The 26,380-nt window shown below is 68.7% G+C and carries 18 protein-coding genes and 1 pseudogene; 10 read left to right on the forward strand and 9 right to left on the reverse strand.

The features are described from left to right. Positions 1-40: 40 nt before the first annotated feature. From glgX to KY572_RS06985, 3 genes are all read right to left on the reverse strand, one after another. The gene (glgX, locus tag KY572_RS06975) at positions 41-2,191 is read right to left on the reverse strand and encodes a glycogen debranching protein GlgX (RefSeq protein ID WP_224241627.1); all 2,151 of its coding nucleotides are present in this window, start codon (positions 2,189-2,191) and stop codon (positions 41-43) included. Beyond that, a complete protein-coding gene (gene treY, locus KY572_RS06980) occupies positions 2,188-5,280 on the reverse strand; it encodes a malto-oligosyltrehalose synthase (protein ID WP_263451462.1) in 3,093 nt (1,030 codons plus the stop codon). The genes glgX and treY overlap by 4 nt, the downstream gene beginning before the upstream one ends. Before the next feature lie 179 nt (positions 5,281-5,459). Beyond that, positions 5,460-5,792, reverse strand: a complete 333-nt coding sequence (locus KY572_RS06985; protein ID WP_224241628.1) for an SWIB/MDM2 domain-containing protein — start codon at positions 5,790-5,792, stop codon at positions 5,460-5,462. 365 nt (positions 5,793-6,157) lie between these two features. On the opposite strand from KY572_RS06985, the gene KY572_RS06990 reads away from it, so the two are divergent. From KY572_RS06990 to KY572_RS07005, 4 genes are read left to right on the forward strand one after another with little or no spacing between them, the layout of a single operon-like run. Next, a complete protein-coding gene (locus KY572_RS06990) occupies positions 6,158-6,823 on the forward strand; it encodes an HAD family hydrolase (RefSeq protein WP_224241629.1) in 666 nt (221 codons plus the stop codon). An 11-nt stretch (positions 6,824-6,834) separates the two neighbouring features. After that, complete coding sequence (locus KY572_RS06995) at positions 6,835-8,448, forward strand: lactate racemase domain-containing protein (protein WP_224241630.1); 1,614 nt, start codon at positions 6,835-6,837, stop codon at positions 8,446-8,448. A 28-nt stretch (positions 8,449-8,476) separates the two neighbouring features. After that, on the forward strand, positions 8,477-12,892 hold the full coding sequence (locus KY572_RS07000; RefSeq protein WP_224241631.1) for an AMP-binding protein: 4,416 nt from the start codon (positions 8,477-8,479) through the stop codon (positions 12,890-12,892). Then, positions 12,889-13,917 (forward strand): NAD-dependent epimerase/dehydratase family protein, encoded by a 1,029-nt coding sequence (locus KY572_RS07005; protein ID WP_224241632.1) that lies wholly within the window; start codon positions 12,889-12,891, stop codon positions 13,915-13,917. Before KY572_RS07000 ends, KY572_RS07005 begins: the two co-directional genes overlap by 4 nt. 21 nt (positions 13,918-13,938) lie before the next feature. On the opposite strand, the gene KY572_RS07010 is transcribed toward KY572_RS07005, so the two are convergent. Together KY572_RS07010 and KY572_RS07015 are read right to left on the reverse strand one after the other, a co-directional pair. Continuing rightward, the gene (locus tag KY572_RS07010; protein WP_224241633.1) at positions 13,939-15,024 is read right to left on the reverse strand and encodes an ATP-binding response regulator; all 1,086 of its coding nucleotides are present in this window, start codon (positions 15,022-15,024) and stop codon (positions 13,939-13,941) included. Next, positions 15,021-16,490 (reverse strand): ATPase domain-containing protein, encoded by a 1,470-nt coding sequence (locus KY572_RS07015; RefSeq protein WP_224241634.1) that lies wholly within the window; start codon positions 16,488-16,490, stop codon positions 15,021-15,023. The genes KY572_RS07010 and KY572_RS07015 overlap by 4 nt, the downstream gene beginning before the upstream one ends. 222 nt (positions 16,491-16,712) lie before the next feature. On the opposite strand from KY572_RS07015, the gene KY572_RS07020 reads away from it, so the two are divergent. Both KY572_RS07020 and KY572_RS07025 read left to right on the forward strand, forming a co-directional pair. Continuing rightward, entirely contained in the window at positions 16,713-18,005 is a 1,293-nt protein-coding gene (locus tag KY572_RS07020) for a DEAD/DEAH box helicase (RefSeq protein ID WP_224241635.1), read from the forward strand. A gap of 18 nt (positions 18,006-18,023) precedes the next feature. Next, positions 18,024-19,226, forward strand: a complete 1,203-nt coding sequence (locus KY572_RS07025; protein WP_224241636.1) for a pyridoxal phosphate-dependent aminotransferase — start codon at positions 18,024-18,026, stop codon at positions 19,224-19,226. A 22-nt stretch (positions 19,227-19,248) separates the two neighbouring features. Here the strand turns inward: KY572_RS07025 and KY572_RS07030 are convergent, their stop codons facing one another. The 3 genes from KY572_RS07030 to KY572_RS07040 form a co-directional block, all read right to left on the reverse strand. After that, complete coding sequence (locus tag KY572_RS07030) at positions 19,249-20,202, reverse strand: universal stress protein (RefSeq protein ID WP_224241638.1); 954 nt, start codon at positions 20,200-20,202, stop codon at positions 19,249-19,251. A gap of 2 nt (positions 20,203-20,204) precedes the next feature. Then, the gene (locus KY572_RS07035; protein ID WP_224241640.1) at positions 20,205-21,515 is read right to left on the reverse strand and encodes a cation:proton antiporter; all 1,311 of its coding nucleotides are present in this window, start codon (positions 21,513-21,515) and stop codon (positions 20,205-20,207) included. Between the two features lie 114 nt (positions 21,516-21,629). Beyond that, on the reverse strand, positions 21,630-22,511 hold the full coding sequence (locus KY572_RS07040) for a GGDEF domain-containing protein (RefSeq protein WP_224241642.1): 882 nt from the start codon (positions 22,509-22,511) through the stop codon (positions 21,630-21,632). A 149-nt stretch (positions 22,512-22,660) separates the two neighbouring features. Between KY572_RS07040 and glgC the strand changes: the two genes are divergently transcribed. Together glgC and KY572_RS07050 are read left to right on the forward strand one after the other, a co-directional pair. Next, on the forward strand, positions 22,661-24,001 hold the full coding sequence (glgC, locus tag KY572_RS07045; protein ID WP_263451465.1) for a glucose-1-phosphate adenylyltransferase: 1,341 nt from the start codon (positions 22,661-22,663) through the stop codon (positions 23,999-24,001). A 7-nt stretch (positions 24,002-24,008) separates the two neighbouring features. Beyond that, complete coding sequence (locus tag KY572_RS07050) at positions 24,009-24,551, forward strand: GNAT family N-acetyltransferase (RefSeq protein ID WP_224241646.1); 543 nt, start codon at positions 24,009-24,011, stop codon at positions 24,549-24,551. Between the two features lie 45 nt (positions 24,552-24,596). On the opposite strand, the gene KY572_RS07055 is transcribed toward KY572_RS07050, so the two are convergent. Further along, complete coding sequence (locus KY572_RS07055) at positions 24,597-25,049, reverse strand: hypothetical protein (RefSeq protein ID WP_224241647.1); 453 nt, start codon at positions 25,047-25,049, stop codon at positions 24,597-24,599. Between the two features lie 188 nt (positions 25,050-25,237). Here KY572_RS07055 and KY572_RS48325 point away from each other — a divergent pair. Both KY572_RS48325 and KY572_RS07060 read left to right on the forward strand, forming a co-directional pair. After that, positions 25,238-25,419: pseudogene (locus KY572_RS48325) on the forward strand (AHH domain-containing protein); the annotation flags it as partial. Positions 25,420-25,813: 394 nt separating this feature from the next. After that, on the forward strand, positions 25,814-26,377 hold the full coding sequence (locus KY572_RS07060; protein WP_224241648.1) for an imm11 family protein: 564 nt from the start codon (positions 25,814-25,816) through the stop codon (positions 26,375-26,377). The last annotated feature ends 3 nt before the right edge of the window (positions 26,378-26,380 follow it).

A 26,380-nucleotide genomic window follows, 5' to 3' on the forward strand; every position in this document is an offset into this window, starting at 1 on the left:
CTTCCGTCGACTCCTGCCTAACTCTTCCGGGGGCGAACCGCTACAAGTCCGTGGCCGGCCGGCGCAGCACCATGAGGGAGCGCCCCGCCACCTGCACCTTGCCGCCCGCGGGGGTATGGGCGTGGGAGCAGTCCTCGGCCGTGGTGGTGTCCACCAGCAGCTCCCAGTCCGCGCCCCACTCGATGGCGGGCAGCGCGAACGTCATGGGCTCGTGGTGCGCGTTCATCAGCACCAGCAGCGTGTCTCCCACCTGCCGCTGGCCCTCCTCGTCCAGGGCGGCGATGGCGTCCCCGCCCAGCAGGAAGCCCAGCGCGCGCACATAGGGCTTCTCCCAGTCCTCCTTGCGCATCTCCTTGCCGTCCGGGCGGAACCACGCCAGGTCCTTCAGCTCGCTGTCCCAGATGTGGGCGCCGCGGAAGAAGCGGCGCTTGCGCAGCACCGGCTGCTCGCGTCGCAGCCGGCTCAGGCGGATGGTGAACTCCAGCATCTCCCGCTGGCGGGAGCTCAGCTCCCAGTTCATCCAGGACAGGGGGGTGTCCTGGCAGTAGGCGTTGTTGTTGCCCTTCTGGGTGCGCTCCAGCTCGTCGCCCGCCACCAGCATGGGCACGCCCTGGGACAGGAAGAGGGTGGCCAGCAGGTTGCGCTGCTGCTGCGCGCGCAGGGCGTTCACCACCGGGTCGTCCGTCTCCCCCTCCACGCCGCAGTTCCACGAGTGGTTGTCGTTGGCCCCGTCCCGGTTGCCCTCGAGGTTCGCCTCGTTGTGCTTCTCGTTGTAGGTGACCAGGTCGTGCAGGGTGAAGCCGTCGTGCGCGGTGACGAAGTTCACGCTCGCGGTGGGCATGCGCCCGGACAGGGCGTACAGGTCCGACGAGCCCGTCAGCCGGTAGCCGATCTCCGCCGCCTGCCGGTCATCCCCCTTCCAGTAGCGGCGGATGGTGTCGCGGTACTTGCCGTTCCACTCGCTCCAGAGGACGGGGAAGTTGCCCACCTGGTAGCCGAAGTCCCCCACGTCCCAGGGCTCGGAGATGAGCTTCACGCGCTGGAGCACCGGATCCTGGTGGACCATCTGGAAGAAGGCCGCGCGCGTGTCGTAGCCGTGCCTGTCTCGGCCCAGCGTGGTGGCCAGGTCGAAGCGGAACCCGTCCACGTGCATCACCTCGACCCAGTAGCGCAGCGAGTCCATCACCAGCTTGAGGGCGTACGGGTGCGTGGCGTTCCACGAGTTCCCGCACCCGGTGAAGTCCATGTAGAAGCGCGGGTCCTTGTCGGTGAGCCGGTAGTAGGCGCCGTTGTCCAGGCCCTTGAAGGACAGCGTGGGCCCCAGGTGGTTGCCCTCGCAGGTGTGGTTGTACACGACGTCCAGAATCACCTCGATTCCGGCGCGGTGCAGCGCCTTCACCATCTGCTTGAACTCGGTCACCTGCCCGCCCAGCGAGCCCGAGCCGCTGAAGCGCGCGTCCGGCGCGAAGAAGCCCAGGGTGTTGTAGCCCCAGTAGTTGGTGAGGCCCTTCTTCACGAGGAAGGACTCGGGCACCGAGGCGTGGATGGGCAGCAGCTCCACGGCGGTGACGCCCAGCTTGTGCAGGTGCTCCACGACGGCCGGGTGGGCCAGCCCCGCGTAGGTGCCGCGCTGCGGCTCGGGCACCGCCGGGTGGAGCTTCGTGAAGCCCTTCACGTGCAGCTCGTACAGCAACGAGCGGTTGAGCGGCGTGGCTGGAGAGCGGTCCCCCTCCCAGTCGAAGTCGTCCGCCAGCACCACGGCCTTGGGCATGCCGGCGGCGCTGTCGCGCTTGTCCATGACGAGGTCGGCGTCCTTGTCGCTCTCGTCTCCCGTCTTGTAGCCATGGACGGGCGCGGCGTAGTCCACCTGGCCGTGCAGGGCACGGGCGTACGGGTCCACCAGCAGCTTGTGCGGATTGAAGCGCAGGCCGCGCTTGGGCTCGTAGGGGCCGTAGGCGCGCAGGCCGTAGAGGGTGCCGGGCTTCAGCCCGGGCACGTAGCCGTGAAAGACCTGGTAGGTGGTCTCCAGCAGCGGAAAGCGACGGGTCTCCTGCGAGGGATCCGCCGCATCGAAGAGGCAGACCTCCATCTTCCGGGCATGCTCGGAGAAGACCGCGAAGTTGACGCCCTCTCCGTCATAGGTGGCGCCCAGGGGAAACGGCTTCCCAGGCAACACCTCGGCCCTTCTCATCCGGTGCTCCTCTCCAGCAGGACGACCGGGAAGCCCGCGAGGAGCGGCGAGAGGGGCAGCACCACGCCACCCGTCGTCCCGCGCTCCGCCCGCACCTCGCGCCCGGTGAAGACGTCCCGGAACATCATGCCCGCATAGGCGTCCGGAAGCGTCACGAAAGTGCCTTCATACGCCTTGGAGAGCCCGCCCTGCTCCTCCAGCGCGCCCAGCGTGAAGCGCGGCACGACGGAGAGCACCACCGAGCCCTCGTGCTCCCGGGCCAGGGCCAGCGCCGCCGTCTTCCTGGGTCCTTCCAGCCCCAGCTCCCGGTAGCCACCGGTGCGGAAGAGCGGGGCCTGGCGCTGGCGCAGCCGCAGGCCCTGGGCGAGCGTGTAGAGCTTCACCCGCCCATCGTCCATGCTCGCCGTCAGCCGGGAGCACAGGCCGGGCGCGTCCGCGGCGGCCTCGCCGTCCAGCGACTCCAGCAGCCGCGCGCGCAGCGCGTAGTCCACCGGGCGGCGGTTGTCCGGATCCACGAGGGACAAGTCCCACAGCTCGCAGCCCTGGTAGGTGTCCACCACGCCGGGCGAGGCCAGCTTGAGCACCAGCTGCCCCAGGGCGTTGAGCTGGCCGGCCTTCTCGATGCGGCGCTTGAGCTGGCGCACGTCGTCCAGGAAGGCGCCGCTCTTCTTCCGGTCGAAGCACGCGTCCACGAAGCGCGCCACCGCCGTGTCGTAGTCGCCGTCCGGGTTGGTCCACGAGGTGCGGACCTTGGCCTCCTTGATGGCCTTGGCCATGTACTCGCGCACGCGGCGCTGGAAGTCCGCAAGCTCCGCCTCGGAGAGGGACTCGCCCATGGGCCAGGCGCCCGCCACCGTCTGATAGAAGAGGTACTCGTCGTTGCGCGAGGGCGCATGTCCGCTCGGCAGCGTGCTGACGTGGGCCGCGTTGAGCCTGGCCCAGTGCGCCACGCGCTGGCCCCACTCCTCGGGCAGCTCGGTGAGCACGTTCAGCCGCGCCCGCACGTCCTCGCTGCGCTTGGTGTCGTGGGTGCTGGTAGTGAGCAGGCTGGCCGGCCAGTGCTCCGCGCGCTCGCCGTTGCGCTGGTGGAACACGTCCGGCTGCATGCCGAAGTGCTCGGGCTCCCCGCCCACCTCGTTGAGCGAGACGAGCCGGTTGTAGATGTAGAAGGAGGTGTCCTCCAGGCCCTTGGCCATCACCGGCCCCGTCACCTGCTGCAGCTTCATGGCGAAGCGGAGCATGACGGCGCGCTCCGTCTCGTTCACGTGCTCCGGGTAGCGCCGCAGCAGGATGTCCCGCAGGAAGTCGTAGATGCTGGCGTTGGTGGTGGCGTTGCGCTCCTTGGCGCGCGCGATGGTCCACTCGATGTACTGCACGTCCCGAGCGTCCAGCTCCGGCCGCCACCCGTCCACGTAGGTGCGGTAGACGGGGAACAGCGCGATGAAGTCCACCAGCGCCCGGCGCAGGCTGTTGAGCGTGAAGTCCCGCGTCCGGCGGTTCATCTCCGAGATGCGGTTCAGCTCGTAGGCGAGCATGTTGATCTCGCTCGACATCGCCGTGCGCATGATGAGCTGCTTCTTCTGGCGGACCAGCTCCTCGAAGTCGACCGCCTCGCCGATGAAGCGGTGGTACGTCTCCGTCAGGGGCTTCTCGGCCGCGGGCTGGACGAAGACGCCGGACACCGCGTTGGCGAAGCGGTAGCCGGTGGTGCCGTGCACCGCCCACGCCTCGGGGATGCGCTCACGGCCGCCCTGGATCTTCTCCACCACCACGTAGAGCGCCTTGCGCAGCGGCGAGCTGGCGTCCTCGGCCACCTCCGTGCGCCAGCGCTCCGCCAGGCGCGGCTCCACCACGCCCCAGCGGGTGTCGCTGTCACCGAACTCCTCCTGGAAGCGCGCGCGCGCCCGATCCAGGAAGAAGCGCTCCTGGAGCCGCAGGAAGTAGGCGGTGGGATCGAACAGCCCGTCCGGATGGTCGATGCGCAGGCCCGTGACGCTGCCGTCGCGCAGCCAGTCGAAGATGCGCGCGTGGGCCTCCTCGAAGACGTCCGGATCCTCCACGCGGATGGCCGCCAGCCCGTTGATGTCGAAGAAGCGGCGGTAGTTGATCTCCTCGCCCGCCACGCGCCAGTGCGCCAGCCGGTAGCTGCACCCGGCCAGCAGCCCGTCCAGCCTGTCGAACGAGCGCGGGTTGCCCGCCGTGCCGTTGCAGGCGTCCACGCAGGCGTTCACGAAGGTGGCGATCTCGGGGCTGGCATCCACCACCATCGCGAGCCGCCGCTTGATGACCTCCTTCTCGCGGGCGCGCTCGATGACCTTGGCCCGCTCCGTCTCCGTGCGCGCGGGCAGGTGCTCGATGGCGGTGAGGATGGACTGGAGCTCGATGAGGTGCGCGTGGTGCTCGCCCAGCCGCGCCTCCAGCTCCCGCAGGCCCGGCCGCAGCACGTTGCCGTACTGCCGGGGCGCCAGCGGGAGCAGGTGGTCGTAGTAATGGATGAAGAAGGCCCCGTTGCGGTAGCGCAGCTTCAGCTCGCCGTTCTCCAGGACGATGCCGTACTGGTCTCCGAGGATGGGCAGGAGCACCTTGTCCCGCAGCTCCGACTTCACCGGCGCCCAGTCGATGTCGAAGTACTTCGCGTACACGGAGGACGGGCCGTTCTCCAGCACGTCGAACCACAGGGCGTTGAAGCGCTCGATGCCCATGTGGTTGGGCACCACATCCAGCACCTGCCCCATGCCCTTCTCGCGCAGCGCCTGACACAGCGCCTTGTGCTCCTCGGGCGAGCCCACCTCGGGGTTGAGGTGCTGGTGGTCCACGCAGTCGTACCCGTGGGTGCTGCCCGGCGTGGCCTTGAGGTACGGCGAGGCGTAGAAGTCACTCACCCCCAGGCGCGACAGGTACGGCACCACGGCGCGGGCGTCCTGGAAGGTGAAGCCCTGGTGGAGCTGCACCCGGTACGTGGATAGCGGAGTGGTCCGGGCCAGCAGCTCGTCGCGAACCCGCGCGAACAGCCTGTCGGCGATGGACACCCCACGCTCCGCCGCCCCTGCCGCGGCGGTACTCCCCTCTTCCAGCCCTTGGCGCGACATGGGCAGCAGAAGTAGGAATTTCCGAGGGCGTTGGCCAGTGCGCAGGTGCGCTTCCGCCCTATATCCAACGCTCGGCGGGCTGATCGCCGCGCGAGCGGGCCCGCAAAAGCAGAGGGCCCGCCGTGCGTGGCGAGCCCTCGATGCAACGCGCGCCCCGCTGAGGGCTGCCGCGTGGCGGACTACTCCTTCAGGTGCTTGAAGGCCCCGGCGACCTCGGTCATCTTGATCTGCTTCTTGTTGCCGTAGACCTTCTTGAGGTTGTCGTCCAGGTTGATGAGCTGGCCCTGGTTCAGACCGTTCTTCTTGAAGTAGTCCCAGAGCTTCTTGATGACCGCGGTGCGCGGCAGCGGCTTGTCGCCAACGACGGCGGCGAGCTCGGCCGTGGGAGTGAACTCCTTCATGAACGCGGCGTTCGGCTTGCGCTTGGCGCCACCAGCGGCCTTCTTGGCGGCGGGAGCCTTCTTCGCAGCAGCAGTGGTCTTCTTCGCAGCAGCAGCCTTCTTAGCGGCCATTCTGTGTCTCCTCCCCTCCGAAGGGGACGTGGATTACGGCGTGGAACAACCTAAGCCGTGGGCGGCGTAGTAGCACGCCCCGAGCCGAAAAACAGCCCTTCCGTGCGTATTCCCCTCTGAAAACCGCTCCGTGATCGCTGCCTCACACTCGGGAATAGGGGGGTGAGTCAGCGTTTTTCCCTCGGAGAAACGCAGGTTACCCACTGGATTTCCTCTTGAAGGCTCCACAGCTTTGGACTTGAAGGCGGGCTCATGATCGCCCTGCTCACCGCGGCACGTGACCCGCTTGGGTTGACCTGCGAATTCCCACCCATCCGGCATCGTTGACACACCCGTACAGGAGTGTCAGGAAGCCCGCCAGCCCCATGCCCGCCAAAGCTGCCTTCTACGATGTCGACGGGACGCTCGTGAGGACGAACATCGTCCACGTCTACGCCTATTACGCCATGAACCGGGGTTCGCTCCTGGGCACGGCCGGGCGCAGTCTCGTGACGGCCGCCAGCCTGCCCCTGTTCGGCGCCCTGGACGTCATCAACCGCAAGGTCTTCAACGAGTTCTTCTACCGCTACTACGAGGGCCTGACCGAGGACCGCCTGCTCACGGTGGCCGAGGACATGTTCGAGGACGTGCTCAAGCCCGCCCTCTACGAGCAGTCGAAGGACCTCATCGCCGAGGCCCGCCGCGCCGGCTGCCGCATCGTCCTGGTCACCGGAGCGCTGGACTTCACCATGCGCCCGCTCGCCCGCTACCTGGGCGCCGACGAGCTCATCGCCAACAAGATGCAGTTCGTGGGCGGCCACGCCACCGGCAAGGTGATTCCCCCCATCATCGAGGGGGCCAACAAGGCCAACGCCATCCGGGACTACTGCGCGCGCGAGGGGCTGTCGCTGGCCCACTGCCACGGGTACTCGGACAGCGCCTCGGACTACGCCATGCTGGCCATCGTCGGCCGGCCCACGGCGGTCAACCCGGACATGCGCCTGCGACAGCTGGCGCGGGCCTACAACTGGCCCATCCTCGACCTGAAGTGACGAAAACTCCCATGCGCCCCATCAAGACGCTCCAGAAGCTCTACGACGAGGAAAGTCAGGTCGTCATCACCGAGAAGGGCAGCCCCCCGCGAGTGCTCTTCTCCGGAGAGAACTTCCTGCAGGAGGACCTGCCGGTCGGCACGCGCGTCATCTTCCCGCGGCCGCCCATGGCCGGCGTGCCCAACGTGAAGGCCGCCATCCGCTGGGCCATCAACCACCCGGAGAACATGGAGCCGCTGCACGCGCTCATGCGCCCGGGCATGAAGCTCACCTGCGTCATCGACGACATCTCCGTGCCGCTGCCGCCCATGGTGACGCCGGACGTGCGGCAGACCATCCTCGAGGTGGTGCTGGAGCTGGCCGCCGACAGCGGCGTGGACGACATCCACCTGGTCATCGCCAACGCCCTGCACCGCCGCATGACGGAGGCGGAGATGCGGCGCATGGTGGGCGAGAAGATCCACAACGCCTACTACCCGGACCGCTACTACAACCACGACGCGGAGGACCCCGACGGCATCGTGGAGATGGAGCGCACCCTGCACAACGAGGTGGTGGCGCTCAACCGCCGCGTGGCCGAGAGCGACCTGGTCGTCTACGTGAACGTCAACTTCGTGCCCATGAACGGCGGCCACAAGTCCATGGGCACCGGCGTGACGAACTACGCCAGCCTGCGCGCGCACCACAACCCGAAGACCATCCGGGACTCGGACAGCTACATGGAGCCGAAGACGAGCGCGCTCTACAAGAGCAACTCGCGCATCGGCACCGTCATCGACAAGAACCTCAAGGTCTTCCACATCGAGACGACGCTGAACAACCGCATGTTCGGCGCCCCCCTGGAGTTCCTCGGCAAGAAGGAGGAGGACTACACGGAGGCAGACCGGCTCAGGCTCCAGGCGTTGCTGTTCGGCCTGAAGCACGCCCCGCGCGCGGCGGCGCGGAAGATCTTCAACGCCGTGCCGGCCCCGTACGAGGTGACGGGCGTGTTCGCCGGCGCCACCGAGCCCGTCCACGCCAAGACGCTGGAGATGAGCTGGAAGCAGTACTCCGTGCCGGTGGAGGGGCAGAGCGACATCGTCATCTTCCCCATCCCCTTCATCTCGCCCTACAGCGTCAACTCCATCCTCAACCCGCTACTCTTGCAGGTGATGGGGCTGGGCTACTTCTTCAACCTGAACCGGGGCGTGCCGCTGGTGAAGAAGGGCGGCGTGCTCATCCTGCTGCACCCGGCGTTCGACGAGTTCGATCCCGTGCAGCACCCCAGCTACATCGAGTTCTTCAACCGGCTGCTGCCGGAGACGCGCGACTCGATGAAGCTGGAGCACAAGTACGAGCGGGAGTTCGCGGAGAACCCCTCGTACGTGCACCTGTACCGCAAGGGCAACGCCTACCACGGCGTGCACCCCTTCTATATGTGGTACTGGGGCGAGAACGGCCGCCAGCACGTGGGCAAGGTCATCGTCGCCGGTGCCGAGAACAACCACGTGCCCGAGCTGCTCGGCTGGGACCGGACGGACACCCTGACCGAAGCCATCGAAGAGGCCCGCGGCTTCATGGGTCGCTCCGCCACCATCAGCCTGCTGCGCATCGCGCCAACCCTGCTCGCGGACGTGAAGCTCTGAGCCACGTCCCGCGGCGCCCGAGTTTCACATGACTCAGCTGCCCGAACTGAACGTCTCCCAGGTCTTCACCGGCAAGCGCCTGCTGTTCGCCGGCTCCACGGGCTTCGTGGGGAAGGTGACGCTGTGCATGCTCCTGGCCCGCTATGGGCAGGAGCTGGACAAGCTCTACGTGCTCGTGCGCAAGGGCAGTGCCGCCTCCGCCGAGCGCCGCTTCTTCGACAAGGTGGCCACCAGCGAGCCCTTCCAGCCGCTGCGTGACGCCTATGGCGAGGAAGGCGCCCTGGAGTTCATCCGCAAGAAGTGCGAGGTGCTGGACGGCGACATCACCGATCCGCTCATGGGCCTGGAGCCGCCGCAGGCCGAGGCGCTCACCGGCAAGGTGGCCGCCATCGTCAACTGCGCGGGCCTGGTGTCCTTCAACCCCTCGCTGGAGGTGGGCCTCAACGTCAACACCCACGGCGTGAAGAACGCGGTGGAGCTGGCGCTGAAGTGGAACGCCCCCCTCATCCACATGTCCACCGCCTTCGTCGCGGGCAACCGCAGCGGGCTCGTCTTCGAGGACGAGGAGGTGCTGGGCTACTTCCCCAAGAAGGACGAGCTGGACGGGCGAGACTTCAGCCTGGAGCAGGAGCTGAAGGACGCCGAGCGCATCGTCGCGCGGCTGCGCGAGCAGGCCGACGACAAGGCCCTCACCTCCCTCTTCCGCAAGAAGGCGCTGGACCGGCTGGAGGAGGAGGGCCGCGACGCCTCGGACGAGAAGACGCTGCGCCTGGCCGTGGGCCGTGAGCGCAAGCTGTGGCTGTCGGGCGAGCTGGTGCGCGCCGGCATGGAGCGCGCGCTGCACTGGGGCTGGCCCAACACGTACACGTACACCAAGAGCCTGGGCGAGCAGGTGCTGGCCGCCACGCCGGGCCTGCGCTACTCCATCGTCCGCCCCTCCATCGTCGAGAGCGCCCAGCACTTCCCCTTCCCCGGGTGGAACGAGGGCTTCACCACCTCCGCGCCGCTGGCGTTCATGGGCCTCAAGGGCCAGCGCAGCATCCCCGCCGGCGAGCGCACCATCCTGGACACCGTGCCCGTGGACCACGTGGCCGGAGCCACCATCGGCATCACGGCCCACGCGCTCACGGTGGAGGAGCGGCGCGTCTACCACATGGCCTCCGGGGACCTGAACCCCTTCTATGCCAGCCGCTCCGTGGAGCTGGTGGGCCTGTACCGCCGCCGCTACTACCGCAACAAGGAGACGGGCAACGCGCTGGTGAACGCGGTGCGCTCGCGCGTGGAGCCCGTGCCCGTGTCGCGCCAGGAGTTCGAGCGCTTCAGCGCGCCGGCCTTCATCAAGGGCGCCAGGCTGCTCAAGCGGGTCATTGACGAGGTGCGGCCCACCTGGGGCGCGCCCGCCGTGCAGGCCCTGCTGGACCGCACCAAGGTGAAGCTGGATGACGTCGTCGAGCAGGCCTCCAGCCTGTCGTCCCTGATCGATCTGTTCCTCCCGTTCCTCTGGGAGAACCGCTACGTCTTCCGCTGCGACAACACGCGCTCGGTGTACGCGCGCATGGCGCACTCCGACAGGGCGAAGATCCCCTGGAGCCCGGAGACGATCGACTGGCGCACGTACTGGCTGGAGACGCACCTGCCCGGCCTGGAGAAGTGGGTGTTCCCCGGCCTGGAGGAGGAGACGCAGCGGCGCACCGTCATCCCCGCGCACAGGGACTTGCTGGAGCTGTTCGAGGCCTCCGTGCACGCGTGGCGGCACCGGGTGGCCTTCCGCATGTTCGCCAAGGAGAAGGAGGAGCGCTTCACCTACGGCGAGGTGCACCGCTACGCCAGCCGCGTGGGCAGCGCCCTGCTGCGCGCCGGGGTGAAGCACGGGGATCGGGTGCTGCTCGTGTCGGAGAACCGGCCCGAGTGGGCCATCTCCTACTTCGGCATCCTGCGCGCGGGCGCCACCGTCGTCCCGGTGGATCCGGCGCTCACCGAGGCGGAGGTGGTCAACATCGTCCGCCGCGCCGAGGCCAAGGTGTGCCTCATCTCCGAGCAGGCCATGCAGGAGGACTTCCCGAACCTGGTGGCCACGCTGACGGAGGGCGAGCGCCCCACGCTCGTGCTCACCCTGGCCGAGGCCATGTCCGGGGATCCGGCGCACCCGGATCGCATCGGGCCGGTGCGCAAGACGGCGGCGGCCGATGACGTGGCCAGCCTCATCTTCACCTCCGGCACCACGGGCACGCCCAAGGGCGTCATGCTGACGCACCGCAACTTCGCCGCGCTGGTGGCGAAGCTGGCCGGGGCGTTCAACATCGGCGTGGGAGACGGGCTCGTCTCCGTGCTGCCGCTGCACCACACCTTCGAGTTCTCCGCCGGCTTCCTCACGCCGTTCTCGCGTGGCGCGGAGATCACCTACATCGACGAGCTGACGGCGGACCGGCTGGGCGACGTGTTCGAGACGGGCCGCGTGACGGCGATGGTGGGCGTGCCGGCGCTGTGGCAGCTCTTGCACCGGAAGATCACCCAGGAGATGGCCAGCCGCCCGGCGGTGGTGGAGCAGGCGCTCAAGGCGCTCATGGCCTCGCACGGGGAGCTGCGCAACCGCAGCTCGGTGAACCTGGGCAAGCTGCTGTTCTGGCCGGTGCACCGCAAGTTCGGCGGGAAGGTGAAGTTCCTGGTGTCGGGCGGCTCGGCGCTGCCGGACGAGGTGCACAAGGCCTTCCACGCGCTGGGCTTCAACATCACCGAGGGCTACGGCCTCACCGAGGCGGCGCCGGTGCTCGCGGTGGCCGAGCCCACCAACAAGCGCCAGCCGGGCACGGTGGGCAAGCCGCTGCCGGGCATCGAGATCCGCATCGATCAGCCGGACAACGAGGGCATCGGCGAGGTGCTGGCCAAGGGCCCCAACATCATGGCCGGCTACTTCGGGGACCGCGAGGCCACCGAGGCGGTCATCAAGGAGGGCTGGCTGCACACCGGAGACCTGGGGCGGCTGGACGCCGAGGGCCGGCTCTACCTGGTGGGCCGCAAGAAGGACGTCATCATCGACGCCAACGGGAAGAACGTGTACCCGGACGAGCTCGAGGATCTCTACGGCATCCACACGCACGTCAAGGAGCTGTCCATCGTCGGCCTGCCGGAGGACGGCGGGGGCGAGAAGGTCGCCTGCCTGTGCGTGCCGGACTACAAGGAGCGGCCGCGCGAGGAGGTACGCCGCGAGCTGGAGGAGCACTTCCGCAACGTGAGCGCGGACATGCCCTTCTACCGGCGGGTGAAGGTGCTGCGCTTCTGGGACGGCGAGCTGCCCCGCACCTCCACGCGCAAGGTGAAGCGCAAGCTGGTGGTGGAGGAGCTCAAGCGGCTGGAGCGGCTGGCCTCCTCGGGCGAGAAGGCCCGCGAGCGGGTGGCGCAGCCGGGCACGGGCGGGGTGAGCGACTGGCTCTACCCGCTCATCGCCGAGGTGGTGAACCGGCCGGTGGGGGACGTGCGGCCGGACGCGCGGCTCTCGGTGGACCTGGGCTTCGACTCGCTGATGCTGACGGAGCTCTCGGTGGCGCTGGAGCAGGCCGGCGTGCCGCTGCCCGCGGTGAATGACCTGACGCAGGTGCAGACGGTGGAGGACCTGCGCAAGCTCATCGTCGCCTCCGGGCGCCGGCCGGCGGCGGAGGCTCGGGCGAAGGAGATCTCCGAGGACCACAAGCGCACCGAGGAGATGGAGATCCCCGTGCCGGAGGTGGTGGCGAACGTGGGCCGCCAGCTGCTCAGCTTCGGGCAGAAGGTGCTGTACGGCGGCATGTTCGACGTGAAGGTGACGGGCAAGCAGTTCGTGCCGCAGAACCGGAACTTCCTGGTCATCGCCAACCACACCAGCCACCTGGACGCGGGCCTCATCCGCACGGTGCTGGAGGAGCAGGGCCAGAAGACGGTGGCGCTGGCGGCGCGCGACTACTTCTTCGACACGGCGCTCAAGCGGGCCTACTTCGAGAACTTCACGGACCTCATCCCCATGGACCGGCACGGCAGCCTGCGCGAGTCGCTGCGCCTGGCGGGCGAGTCGCTGCGCCTGGGCTACAACCTGCTCATCTTCCCGGAGGGGACGCGCTCCACCACCGGAGAGCTGCTCGAGTTCAAGCCGACGCTGGGCTACCTGGCGCTCACGTATGAGGTGGACGTGCTGCCGCTCTACCTCAAGGGCACCTTCGAGGCGCTGCCCAAGGGCACCATGTTCCCGAAGTCCAAGGAGCTCGAGGTGCACATCGGGCCGGTGCTGCGGTACGGGGACTTGAGGACGAAGACGCAGGGCATGGCGCGCTCGGAGAGCTACCGGTACGCCACGCGGCTGGCGGAGGAGGCGGTGAAGGCGCTGAGGGCCGGCCGGGTGCTGAACCTGGATGCGGCGGCGACGACGGAGGAGCAGCGGCGGGCGCTGGGCTCCACGGGAGGGCAGGACGCGTGAAGCTGCTCGTGACGGGAGGCACCGGTTTCCTGGGCACCCACCTGGTGCCCAGGCTGCTCGAGGCGGGCCATGAGGTGCGGCTCATCGGCCGGACACAGCCGTCCGCGCCCGGGCTGGCGAAGGCGGAGTTCATCCACGGCGACTTGAAGAGCCGGGAGATCGTCCGCCGCGCGCTGGAGGGCGTGGAGGCCGTCTACCACCTGGCGGGGCTCGTCTCCTTCCAGGACAAGGACGCGCGGCGGATGTACGAGCTGCACGTGGACGCCACGCGCGAGTTGCTGCGCGACGTGCGCGAGGCCGGCGTGAAGCGCGTCATCCTCGCGTCCACCTCGGGGACGATCGCGGTGTCGAAGGAGGAGCGGCTCGGCACCGAGGAGGACGACTACCCCATCACCGTGGTGGGCAGGTGGCCGTACTACCTGTCGAAGATCTACGAGGAGAAGCTGGCGCTGGAGTACTGCCGGAAGAACTCGATCCCGCTGGTGGTGCTCAACCCGAGCCTGCTGATGGGGCCGGGGGATGACCGGCTGTCCTCCACGTGGACGGTGGTGAAGTTCCTCAACGGGGAAATCCCGGCGATGCCCGGGGGCGGCATGTCCTTCGTGGACGCCCGCGACGCGGCGGAGGCGTTCCTCAACGCGCTGACGCGAGGCGAGCTGTACGGCCGGCACCTGATGGGCGTGAACATGTCCATGTCGGACTTCTTCGACCGGCTCGAGCGGCTGACGGGAGTGTCGGCGCCGCGGCTGCGCCTGCCCTCCCAGATGAACGTGATGGGCGCGAAGCTGCTGGAGAAGTGGGCGAAGTTCCGAGGCACCAAGCCGACGCTGGATCCGCAGGAAGTGGACATCGGCGAGCACTACTTCTACCTGGACGCCTCCAAGGCGGAGCGCGAGCTCGGCTTCCACGCGAGGGATCCGCACGCCACGCTGCACGACACGGTGCAGTACATCTACACGAAGATGCCGCCGAGGGATCTGCCGGGCATCAAGGGACGGCTCGCGGAGAAGCGCGAGGGCACCTGAGCCTCGCGCTCCTCCAGCGCCTCAGTGGGCCAGCGGCAGGGAGAGCGTGAAGGTGGAGCCCTCTCCCCGCTGGGAGCGCACCTGCAGGGTGCCGCCATGGAGCCGGGCCAGCGCCGACGCGATGTAGAGCCCCAGCCCATGCCCCTGCCCCGTGCTGCCCTCCGCGCGGTGGAAGCGATCGAAGATGCGCGGCAGCTCGGCTGCGTCCATGCCCTGCCCCTGGTCCGTCACCGCGATGACGGCACGACCGGGAGACAGCTCCAGCGAGAGCACCACCCGCGTGGACGTCCCCGAGTACTTCACGGCGTTCGACACCAGGTTGTTGAGGATCTGCCGGACCCGCTCGGCGTCGATCCAGGCGGTCACCTCCTCGGGAGGCAGCACCAGGCTGAACTCGAAGTCCGACCGCGTGTCCCGCCAGTACCGGGCCACGCCTGCGAGGAAGGCCTTCAGGTTGCACGGCTCGCGCTGGAGCTTGATGCGTCCGTCGGACAGCTGTGACGCCTCGAGGACCGAGCTGACCAGCGTGGACAGCCGGTCGAGCTGCTGGAGCGCCAGCGTGCCCCGCCTCCGCTGCGCGTCCGCCGCGTCACCTGCCAGGTGACGGATCATCATCTCGAGGTTCAGCCTGGCCGAGCTCAGCGGTGTCTTGATCTCGTGCGCCACCCAGCTCAGCATCTCCGCTCGCGCCAGGTTCAACCCGTTCTCGGGCGCCTGCGTCAGCGGCGCTCCCTCCGACCGATCCGCCCGCTTCCTGGCCGAGGCCCGCAGTTCTTCCTGCACCATCCGCTCGAACGCCTCCAGCGACACCGGCTTGGCCAGGTAGGCGTTCGCCTCATGGGCTCCCTGAGGCAACACCGCGCTGACCAGGATGAAGGGGGTGCCCGCCAGCCGCTCGTCCCTGCGCACCGACCGCAGGAACTCCACGCCGGTCAACCCCGGCATCATGTGATCACTGACGATGAGGTCCGGCTGGTGTGCCCGGGCGAGCCCCAGCGCCTCGTCCCCCGAGTGCGCGCTGAGCACGGTGTGGCCCAGATCCGTCACCACGGAGGCGAACACCTCCAGCAGCGCCTCCTCGTCTTCCGCAAGCAGGACGACCTTCACGGGAACGCACGCTCCTGGCGCGGTACGGCGACAGGACGCGCCACACCGGTCAACAACCCTTCGGCCGAGTGGAGGGGCTCCAGCACCCGCAGCCCCTCGTCGCGAATCTCGAACTCCCGGAGGCTCGTGTCGTAGCGGCTGTTGCGCAGGTTGAGGATGGACATCACCCGGTGGAGCCGACCGCGCAGCTCGACATGGCGAAGGAAGAGCAGGTTCTCGGCGATGGTCGCCAGCGGAGACTCGCTGAAGTCCAGCTCGGGCCCCACCAGCTTGGAGATCTTCCGGGTAAACAGCGAGGTGACCCCCATCGTCCTGAGCTGGATCAGCAGGGCGCCAAAGAACGCACGGGCCCGAGTGGGGCTCTCCAGCGAGCGCTCGAGCACATCCACATCCTCGAAGATCAGGCGCCTGGCTCCGGTGCGCTCGAGCTCCTCCAGCAGCATCGCGACGATCTCATCCGCCTCGAGCTCGAAGCAGTGATCGTAGCGGATGGTCAGCGCCCCGGAGGAGATGAGCGGCTGGAGCTCGAGGTTGACCCGCCTCGCCCTGGCGACGAGGCTCGCCGCGGGCTCCGCGGACGTGAACACGAGCGCCTTCTCTCCGCGCGCGGTCCCCGACGCCGCGAAGTGCAGCCCGAGCAGCGTCTTGCCCACCCCCGTGCTCCCGGCCACGAGCGCCGAGCTGTGGAGGGGCAGGCCGCCGTCGAACAGCGCGTCGAGCTCCGACAGCCCGAAGCCGGCGCGCCCCACGGGCGGGACGAAGTCCACATCCGGCGCGGTGAGCGCCTCCGCGCGAGGCAGGATGCGGACCCCGCTGCCCTCGATGCGCATCACATGCCGGCCGGGCAGGTGCCGCATGCCGCGCAGCTTCACCACCTCCGCGCGCCGGATGCGGCCGAGCCGGCCCTCATCGAAGGAGAGGGAGATGATGCCGTCCACCGTCGTCGACTCGGGGAACTCGATCAGCTTGCTGAGCGGATACTCGGTAATGAAGATGGCGGTGCAGTCCACGGTCGCCAGCCCCACCGCGAGCTCATAGAAGAACTCGCGCAGCTTCGCCTCGTCCTGCCACAGGTCTCGCACCGAGCGGAGCCCATCCACCACGAGCAGGCGGGCCTTCCGCTCACGAACGGTGTTGATGAGGATCTCCCGCGCCTCCCGGGCGCCCTTCTTGAGCCAGGCGTAGATGCTGAGGAAGAAGAGCTCCTCGCCCAACCGCGCGCGGCTGAAGAAGGAGAACCCGGACAGATCCTCGAGCAGCTTGGCCTGGGACTCGGAGGTCGTCGTGGCCAGCACCACCGGGGTCCCCCCCTCGGCGGCGTGGAAAGCGACCTGGCTGGCGAGGATCGTCTTTCCCGTACCGGGCTGCCCGGTAATCAACAAGGACTGGCGGACAGGCAGGCCCCCGCCCAGGAGGGCATCGAAGCCTGGCACTCCACTGGGGAAGACACTTCTGGAAGAACTCACGTGCACCTTTCGATGAGTGACGAACTGTTCTTGGGCAGCATCCTTTCTCAAGGGAACTGCTCACTCTCGGGACGGAAAAAATTCCAGTCTTCCGGCTATTCACCGGATAACGATTCGCTGGCGCCACGGCTCCCAGGCATGAACATGGGAGCAGTGCATCCCGACTCCCGAGCGACCGCGGAGAGCCTCCCTACCCGGCGCGTGGCATGGTAGCCCCACCCTGTGAGTACCTCCTTTGCCCAGCTGGGCCTGTCGCCCGAAGCCCTTGACGCCTTGCGCCGCGCGCGCTTCGCGCACCCCACGCCCATCCAGGCGCGGACCATTCCCCCCGCGCTCTCGGGCAAGGACGTCATCGGCTGCGCCGCCACGGGCACGGGCAAGACGGCCGCGTACGTGCTGCCCCTGGTGGAGCGCTTCGCGGGGAGCAAGGGCACGCTGGGGCTGGTGCTCGCCCCCACCCGCGAGCTGGTGCAGCAGATCGCCGAGCCCGTGCGCTTCTTCTCCGAGCCTCGCGGCCTCACCCACGCCGTGGTCATCGGCGGCGAGGACATGGCGGCCCAGGTGGAGGAGCTGAAGCAGCAGCCCTCCTTCGTGCTGGCCACGCCGGGCCGGCTGGTCGACCTGATCGACACGGGCGCCGCGAAGTTCCCGCGGCTGGAGGCCCTGGTGCTCGATGAGGCGGACCGCATGCTCGACATGGGCTTCCTGCCCCAGATCGAGCGCATCCTCGCGGCCCTCCCGCGCCGCCGCCAGACGCTGCTGTTCTCCGCGACGCTGGGGCCGGACGTCACCCGCTTTGCTCGCGAGCAGCTTCGCTCCCCGATCCGCGCGGAGGTGACCCGCAGCGGCACCCCCGCCGAGCGCGCCGAGCAGCGGCTCTACCGGGTGAAGCCAGAGGAGAAGTCCCCGCTGCTGCTCGCGCTGCTGGCGCGCGACGAGGCCACCGCGCTCGTCTTCACCCGGACGAAGGAGCGCGCCGACAAGGTGCACCAGACGCTGCAGCGCGCCGGCTATCGGTGCGCCGTGCTGCACGCGGACCGCACCCAGAACCAGCGCAAGCAGGCGATGGAGGGCTTTCGCAAGGGCACCTACCGCTGCCTCGTGGCCACCGACATCGCCGCACGTGGGCTGGACGTGGAGGACGTGGGCCACGTCATCAACTACGATCTGCCGCATGCGCCCGAGGACTACGTGCACCGCATCGGCCGCACCGCGCGAGCGGCGGCCAGCGGCGTGGCGTCCACGTTCGCCACCCAGAAGGAAGACGCGATGATCGCGCGCATCGAGCGCATCATGCGCGCGAGGATTCCAAAGGCGCCCGTGCCCCGCGAGGACCCCGTCTTCCAGGCGGAGTGGGAGCGGCTGCTCGCCTCCCAGCGAGATCCGGGCCCGCCGCAGAAGGATCATGGCGTGGCCCAACGCCCCCCTGGCCAGCAGCCAGGGCGCCACGCGCGCACGCACAAGCGCCGTCCTCCCAAGGACACGGGCCACTCGAACGGAGGAGGAGCCTCGTGACACTGGCTTGGAGGTAGGATGGCCGTGCACGCAAGCCAACCCCGCGAGCGGACTCCTCCCCCCACTGCTCCCATGCCGCGCCACCCCACCTACGCCCCCTCCGTCGCCAGCATGTCGGGCTCGGTCTACAGCACGCTCGCGAGCAAGCTCGCGCGCCTGGAAGGAGAGGTGTACCCGCTGCACGTGGGTGACACGTGGATGGAGCCGCCCGAGGGCTGCCGCATGGAGGAGCTGCGGACCGCCCAGTACCCCGGCATGCACCGCTACAGCCCGGTCGAGGGACACCCGGCGCTGCTGGACCGCATCGTCGAACATGTCCGCGCCCGCATGGCCGTGCCCACCGAGCGGGCCCACGTGCTCGTCACCACGGGAGCGACGGGCGCACTGGGCGCCATGCTGGGCGCGCTGCTGACCCCCGGTGAGGAAGTCCTCCTCCTGGCACCCTACTGGCCGCTCATCTCCGGCATCGTGCGCTCCTTTCACGGCGTGCCGGTACCGGTGCCCTTCCTGGGGCTGGACAGCGCCGAGGAGCTGGTCGAGGCCGTGCGCGCACGGCTCACCGAGCGCACCGTGGCGCTGTACCTCAACACCCCCAACAACCCCACGGGCCGTGTGCTCCCACGCGAGTGGATGGAGGCCCTGGCCGCTCTCGCCCGGCGCGAGGGCCTGTGGCTGCTCTCGGACGAGGTGTACGAGCACTACGTCTACACGGGCGAGCACGTCTACGCGCGCACGCTGGCGCCCGAACGCACGCTGTCCGCCTGGAGCTTCAGCAAGGCGTACGGCATGGCCGGCAACCGCTGCGGCTGGGTGGTCGGCCCCGCCGAGGCGGTGGAGCAGCTGCGCAAGGTGAGCACCCACGCCTTCTACAGCGCCCCCACCGCCTCGCAGCTCGCGGGGGTGCGCGCCTTGCAGGGGCCGGGGCTCGAGTGGGCCGCCGCCGCCGCCGCGCAGTACGCGGACACGGGCCGCAAGGTGGCGGCCCTGCTCGGCGTGCCCCCCCCGCAAGGCAGCACCTTCCTCTTCGTGGACGTGGCCCGCCACCTGGACGAGCGCGGGCTGTCGGGCTTCCTGGAGCGGTGCGTGGAGAACCACCTGCTGGTGGCGCCGGGGCCCAGCTTCGGCCCCTTCCCCCACCACGTGCGCCTGTGCTTCACGTGCTCGCCGCCGGACGTCGTGCTCCGCGGGGCGCAGGTGCTGGCCCGGCTGATGGGGCGCTGAGCCCCTCGCCGGGAGCGCCTGCTCACGCAGGCAGGGGCTCTCGCGCGATGAGCACATCGCACGCCGTCTCGCGGAGCACCCGGCCCGCCAGCGTCCCCAGCAAGACTTCCGCCAGCCCCATCGAGCGGCGCGAGCCCAGCGCGATCAGGTCGGGCTGACGCTTGCGCGCCATGGCCAGGACGCCCTCTTCCCGACTCCCGCCCAGCACCAGCGGCTCGAGCCGCGACGCTTCCTGGCCCACGCAGGCGAGCAGCCGCTCCAGCTCGGCCCGCGCGGCGGCCCGGGCTTCCTCCCGGTAGCGCAACACCTGCTCGGGCCGGCTCCAGACCTGGTGGAGCACCAGCTCGTAGGAGGTGTCGCAGACGTGGACAACCCCCACCTGGGAGGCCCTCGGACACACCAGGAGCGTCAGCTCTAGTGCCCTGCGAGCAGGCGGTGAGAAGTCCACCGCCACCAGGGGCCTGCGGTAGGCGGTGGCCTCTCGCGGGGCCACCAGCAGCAGGGAGGCGCTCACCCGCCTCAGCAGCCGCTCCTCCGGGCGAAAAGCGGTTCCCTGCCTCCAGAGGAAGCTCGGGTGGCGGGGCCTGCCCATGACGAGCAGCTCGGCGCCCACCTCCTCCATGCACCGCGCCACCTCCTCCGCGGGAGCTCCCTGTCGCAACACCGGAGAGACTTCCACGGCGGGCCCACCCCGCCTGGCCCGCCGGGCCATGGCGTGGGCGGCGGCGCGCAGCTCCCGCTCCACCACCTCGCGCTCCTGCGAGTCCAGCGGATCGCCCCGCGCGGAGGGGCCCAACACATGAAGCAGGTGCACCCGCGCGCCCGGACGCAGCGGCAGGCGCGCCGCCCGAGCCAGGGCCCGCTCCGACCGAGGAGAGAAGTCCGTCGCCACCACCACCCGAGACAAGCCCTCCGGGGGAGGGCTCCGGGTGGCCAGGGGACGCTCGGGGCTGCTCTGCATTCTGGAGTCTCGCATGTTCACTCCCTCCCCCCCGCTCCAGCGGAGGCGGTCGCTCCGCCCGCGAATCGACCCGAGAGGCGCGGGGGCCGCTCCCTCGAGGTCGTGGCCTGAAGCGGCGGCGTCCCCCGAGTCCGGGAGATGAGCCGCTTCACGGCGACGATGAAGACACCGGTGAGCAGCAGGTTGAGGGCCAGGGCCAGCATCGCCACCACGGTGGACATTCCCCCAATCCCGTAGCCGAGCGAGATGACCAGGACGCCCGCGCCCACCTCACCGCGTGGGAACAGCGCGATGGCCAGCGCCAGGCGCTCGCGCCTGGAGGCCTCGCGCCGGTAGCAGAACGCCGGGAACATCTTCCCCAGGTTGATCAGCAGCGTGACGACCAGCACGTGCAGCGCCACCCCTCCCCAGGAGACGCTCGAGCCGCCCCCCTCCTGTACCTGTGTCCCGGCCGCCGCCAGGAGCCCGCCGAGCGCCGGCATGGACAGGCCCACCAGCACCATGAAGCACGCGGAGACGACCGTGGCCGCGCGCTGCTCCGGGGGGTCGCCGAGCCCAGGCTCCTGCCCCTCCTCGGCGTCATTGTCGTGGGCGTGGGCCGGCTGGCGCATCACGCACCCCAGCACGAACGCGGGCAGCAGCACCTCGAAGTGGATGGGGCTGGTGGGATCCATCCACCCGCTCGCCAGGAAGAGGAGCTCCGAGGCGAGCGCGAGCGCGGTCGCGTACCCCAGCACCCAGGGCCAGCGGTGCGGCATCCGCCACTGGTGCAGGTAGCGCCAGGCCGCCCAGAGCATCACCGCCATCGACGCCACCACCGCCAGCAGTTGCCAGCGGAAGCCCACCAGCACCATCTGCAGCGGGATCATCAGCAGGATGGTGTCCAGGTCATCGAAGATGGCCAGCACCCGCGCCTTGCGGAACACCCACGAGGCGCCCAGGCCCGCGGCCGCGAGCATGGAGAAGAGCACACCGGCGGAGGTGGGCGAGGCGAAGCGCCCTTGCAGCAGCCCTTCCTTCCACAGCTGGGCCTCTCCCCATTGCTCGGGTGGGGCCAGCACGAAGACGAAGTAGAGCGTGGCCAGCAGCCACGGGAAGGCCGCCGCCGTGGCCGCCACCACGTAGTCCCACCCGTACCGACGCAGGTTGTTCTTGTCGAGCTCGAACTCCAGCCCGACGTGGATCATGATGAACGCCAGCCCCACCATCGTCAGCAACCGGATGACGTGCCGCAGCGGCTCATGGACGCCCGCCCCCAGGTGCGGCAGCGCCTGGGACAGTCCCAGTCCGAGCACGAGCAGCAGGGAATAGAGGATGACCTTGCGCATGCCGTGAGCCTCCTTGCTCAAGGGAAAAACCCTCGAGAATCAGGGGCTCCATCCAGAAATCGGACGGCGGCTCACGATTCCGGCGGCACGCCCGCGGCGAGTCTTCGCCGCGCCCTACCCGACCACCCGGTTGCGGCCCGCCTTCTTGGCCCGGTACAGGTTGGCGTCCGCCACCTTGATGAACTGGGTGGGCTCGGTCATGTCGTGCTCCATCTCCGCCACGCCGATGGAGATGGTGACCGGGATCTCCTTGTCCTCGAAGATGAACGCCTTCTCCTCGATGAGCTTGCGGATCTTCTCGGCGAACAGGCGCGCCTTGTCCGGCCCGTCCTCGGGCATCACCAGCGCGAACTCCTCGCCGCCGTAGCGCGCGAAGCACTGCTCGCGCCGCACCAGCCGCTTGATGGACTGGGCCAGCTCGCGCAGCACGTAGTCACCCGCCAGGTGCCCGTGCACGTCGTTGATCTTCTTGAAGTGGTCGATGTCGAACATCATCAACGACAGCGCCCGGTGGTAGCGGTGCGAGCGCCCCATCTCCCGCTCGAGGTACTCGAGGAAGTAGCGCTTGTTGTTGATGCCCGTGAGGCCATCCGCGATCGTCAGCGTGTAGATGGTCTCGTGGTACTGCGTCTCGATGTTGGCCCCGTCCAGGAACTTGAAGATGGAGCCACCCACCTTGATGAGGTCCCCGCTGCGCAGCGGCTGCGCCCCCATCACCTCCTGATCATTCAGGAAGGTGCCGTTCGTGGACTTCAGGTCCTCCACGAACATGCGGTCGTGACTGCCAAAGATGCGCGCGTGACGGCGGGACACGTTGTCCAGGTCCACGACGATCTGATTGTTCTCGTCGCGGCCGATCGTGTACTCCCTGTCGTCCAGCACGTACTTCTTGCCCAGCTCGGGGCCGTGGATCTGAACGAGGCAACAATCCCGGTTGACCGCGTTGGGAGCCTTGACCGTGGTGATCTTGGTGACCCGAGTCTCGTCGGAAGCCATCGAAAACGAGGAATACCACGCCTCGGCGGAGGGCACCATGTAGGCGGGCACCGACCCACCTGAGGGGTAGGCGGAAGGCCCCTGGAGCTTGCGGATCCACACCTACACCGTACCTGCCGGGTGCAGCCTGGGCGGAATGGCCCCGGGCGTTGGCCAGGCTCCACGCGGCGGACCAGGGCGGTTGGGCACTCAACGAAGGTGCGCGAGGCGGCGCGGGCGCTCTTGTCGCGCGGGCGCACGCGGCTAACGTCCGCCGCCATATGGCAAAGCTGCTGGCGATGATTCTGGCAGGTGGTGCAGGGACCCGGCTCGAGCCGCTCACGCGTGAGCGCGCCAAGCCCGCCGTCCCCTTCGGGGGCCGGTACCGCATCATCGACTTCGTGCTGTCCAACTTCGCGAACTCCGGCGTGTACCGGATGAAGGTGCTCACCCAGTACAAGAGCGATTCGCTCAACAACCACCTGTCGCGCGCCTGGAGGATGACGGCCTTCCTGGGCCACTACGTGGAGTCGGTGCCCGCGCAGATGCGCACCGGCATGGACTGGTACAAGGGCAGCGCGGACGCCATCTACCAGAACCTCAACATCATCACCGACGAGGAGCCGGATCACATCTTCGTCTTCGGCGCCGACCACGTGTACCGCATGGACGTGCGGCAGATGCTGGACTTCCACGTGGCCAAGAAGGCCGCGTGCACGGTGGCCGCCATCCCGGTGCCCATCGAGCAGGGGCGCGAGTTCGGCATCATCGACGTGGGGCCGGACGGGCAGATGCGCCAGTTCCTGGAGAAGCCCAAGGATCCGCCGCCCATGCCGGGCAACCCGAAGATGTGCCTGGCGTCCATGGGCAACTACCTGTTCTCCACGGACGTGCTGGTGCAGGAGGTGGTGCGGGACGCGGCGGACGAGGCGAGCGCGCACGACTTCGGCAAGTCCATCATCAGCGAGCTGTACAAGCGCGCGCCGGTGTACGTGTACGACTTCGCGCAGAACCGGGTGTCGGGCCAGGAGGAGAAGGAGCACGGCTACTGGCGGGACGTGGGGAACATCGACGTGTACTACCAGTCCAACATGGACCTGGCGGAGGTGGACCCCATCTTCAACCTCTACAACGACCGGTGGCCCATCTACACCCAGCCGCACAACCTGCCGCCAGCCAAGTTCGTCTTCGCCGACAAGGCCAACAAGCGGGTGGGCAACGCCACCGACTCGCTGGTGTCCGAGGGCTGCATCATCTCCGGCGGCTCGGTGAACCGCTCCATCCTCTCGCCGAAGGTGCGCGTGCACTCGTACTCGGAGGTGGAGGACTGCATCCTCTTCGAGAACGTCTCCATCGGGCGGCGGTGCCGCATCCGGCGCGCCATCATCGACAAGAACGTGGAGATCCCCCCGGGGATGACCATCGGGTACGACGTGGAGGAGGACAAGCGGCGCTTCCACGTCACCTCGGGCGGCGTGGTGGTCATCCCCAAGGGCATGAAGGTGGCGTGAGGGCGCGGTGGCACGAGGGCTCAGCCTGCGCCCGGCGACTCCGGGAGACCGGCGCGCACTGTGGCGGATCCACTCCCGCTCGGTGGAGGCGCTCTGCGAGGGCGCCTACTCGCCCCGAGAGGTGCGGACGTGGGTGGAGCTCTTGCGGCCGGACGGCTACCTGCGGCCGGAGCAGCCGCGCACGGTGCTGGTAGCCGAGCGCGGGCGGCACCTGGTGGGCTTCGGGCAGCTGGACGCGTTCCTCGGAGAGCTGGAGGCCCTCTACGTGGTGCCGGAGGAGGTGGGGCACGGGGTGGGCTCGGCGCTGCTGGCCTCGCTGGAGGACCTGGCGTGGCGGGCCGGCGCCAAGGTGATGAGCCTGGATGCCAGCCTCAACGCGGAGGACTTCTACCGCGCGAAGGGCTATGCCCGGCTCCACGCGGCCCGGCGCATCCTCACCCCGGAGGTGCAGCTGGCCTGCGTGCGGATGCGCAAGCAGCGGCCCGCTTCGCCGCTGCGCCTCGGGGAGCGCCGGAGCGAGGCCTTCACCTCGCCCCGCCCCGGGCCCTGAGCCCGGGCCCGAGCTGACTCGGACCGGGCATGGGCCGACGGCTCGCTACGACGGCCGGAAGGCGGACTTCACCTCGGGCTTGTTGAGGACGATCAGCGACCAGATGCCGATCGGGATGCCGATGCAGCAGCACGAGCCGATGCACGGGATGATGGCGATGATGGAGGCGGCCATGGCGAGCCCGAAGCTCTCCAGGTTCTTCATCTTCAGGCCACCGAAGACGGTGACGGAGCCGAGGGCGAGCTGGAAGAGGCTGCTGAAGATGCCGCCCTTGCTCATGGCCGCGATGGCGGACTTGGCGCCCTCGGGGATCTGCGGGTTGTTCATCATCTCCGCCATCGCCGCTTCGTTCGAGCCGACGAGGTTCTGCACGATGCCGAAGAGCGCGGACACGACGGTGATGCCGCCCACCACCATCAGCAGGATGGCGGGCGTGCTCACCATCTCGCGGGCATTGCCGCCCCCGCCAGCTGCGGGGTTACCAAAGTTCTCGTCCATCTTCCCCTCCCTGAATTCCCTACGATGGGTTGCGTGACGGGCACACGACCCGCACGGGGGTGATTCCACATGGAGGGGGCCGGCTTCGCCAGAGAATAAACGCGGGCAGGAGGGGATTTGCCCTCCCGCCCGGGCCGTGCTCAGGCCTGAAGGACGGAGCGGGTGGTGATGCTGGTGCTGGCGGGCCTGGGCAAACTGCGCAGGGCTTCGCCGCGAAGGTGACCACGCTGCCGGGCTCGGCACAGGTGGCCATGTAGGCCGAAGCCCAGGCGAGCCTCTGGCTGCGGGCGCTGGGCAGGTCGAGGAGATTGCCCTGAGCGCCGAGAGCGCCCCCCCACTCTGCCGTCCACTGCTGTGGCCATGATGGCGCGTGCCAGGCCTGCCAGGGGCCGAGTAGGTCCGAAGAAGTCTGTTCACGACTCCCGTTCGAGGCTGCGTCACCTGAAACAGGCAGAGGGCTCAAGCCCGCCCCTGCATCCGGTCCGCAAGCCTGCCGGGCGAACCCTGGCCGAACTGGTCTGCTTGTCATACCAGTTCGCCACCGGTCCGCTCACAAGACGCCTTCATGGCTGGCCGTTCCCGTGACACAGGCGCATTCCTCCAGGAGGCAAGAACCTCTTCGGACCAACTCAGGCCGCCACAACATCGTGGAATGCAGTGGAAAGCTCCAGAGGGAGCGCCACCCTCTGGCGAACCAGATCTCCACGCCTGGAACTGAACTGAACCAGTTCGTCACATGGCAACCAGCACGTTAAGTAGCGCGCATGCTCCAGCGTTTCTTCGAGTTCGCCGATGATGTGTACGTCCCTCATCGCTGGCATCTGGCGATGCCCAGAGACAGTCAGGACCGCAAGGTCGTGCACGGGCAGTTCTTCGAGGGAACCCCCGTCCACATCCAAGAGCGTTTGAGGGTTCCCGTGGAAATCCCGGGCCAGCCACTGGACTTCACAGAGGCCGGCATCAGTATCCCGGTGGTCCATGTCCGGGTCGCATCCCTGTTCTCACAGCGGGCGCCAGATGACGTGCAGCTGCTCCCCGTGGACGTGGACGGACACCCCGATCAGTACCTCATCCTCGTCGCCACACGCCTCATCCGCTGCATCGACGAGCAGTCCTCCAGAATCCGCCTGTGGACCCATGAGAATGGGGTGCCGCACAAGGTTGGACAGTACATGTCCGTACGGGACATGCGCATCGACAAGTCCAAGGTCGGCAGCGCCCAGGTGTTCCGATGCGAGGGCTGGGAGGGCCCTCTGATCGTCTCCGGTGACATCAAGTCCGCCCTGGAGGACCTGGGCGCCACCGGCACCCGCTTCACCGAAGTCTGATCC

The organism is Hyalangium gracile (genome assembly GCF_020103725.1).
GTDB lineage: Bacteria > Myxococcota > Myxococcia > Myxococcales > Myxococcaceae > Hyalangium > Hyalangium gracile.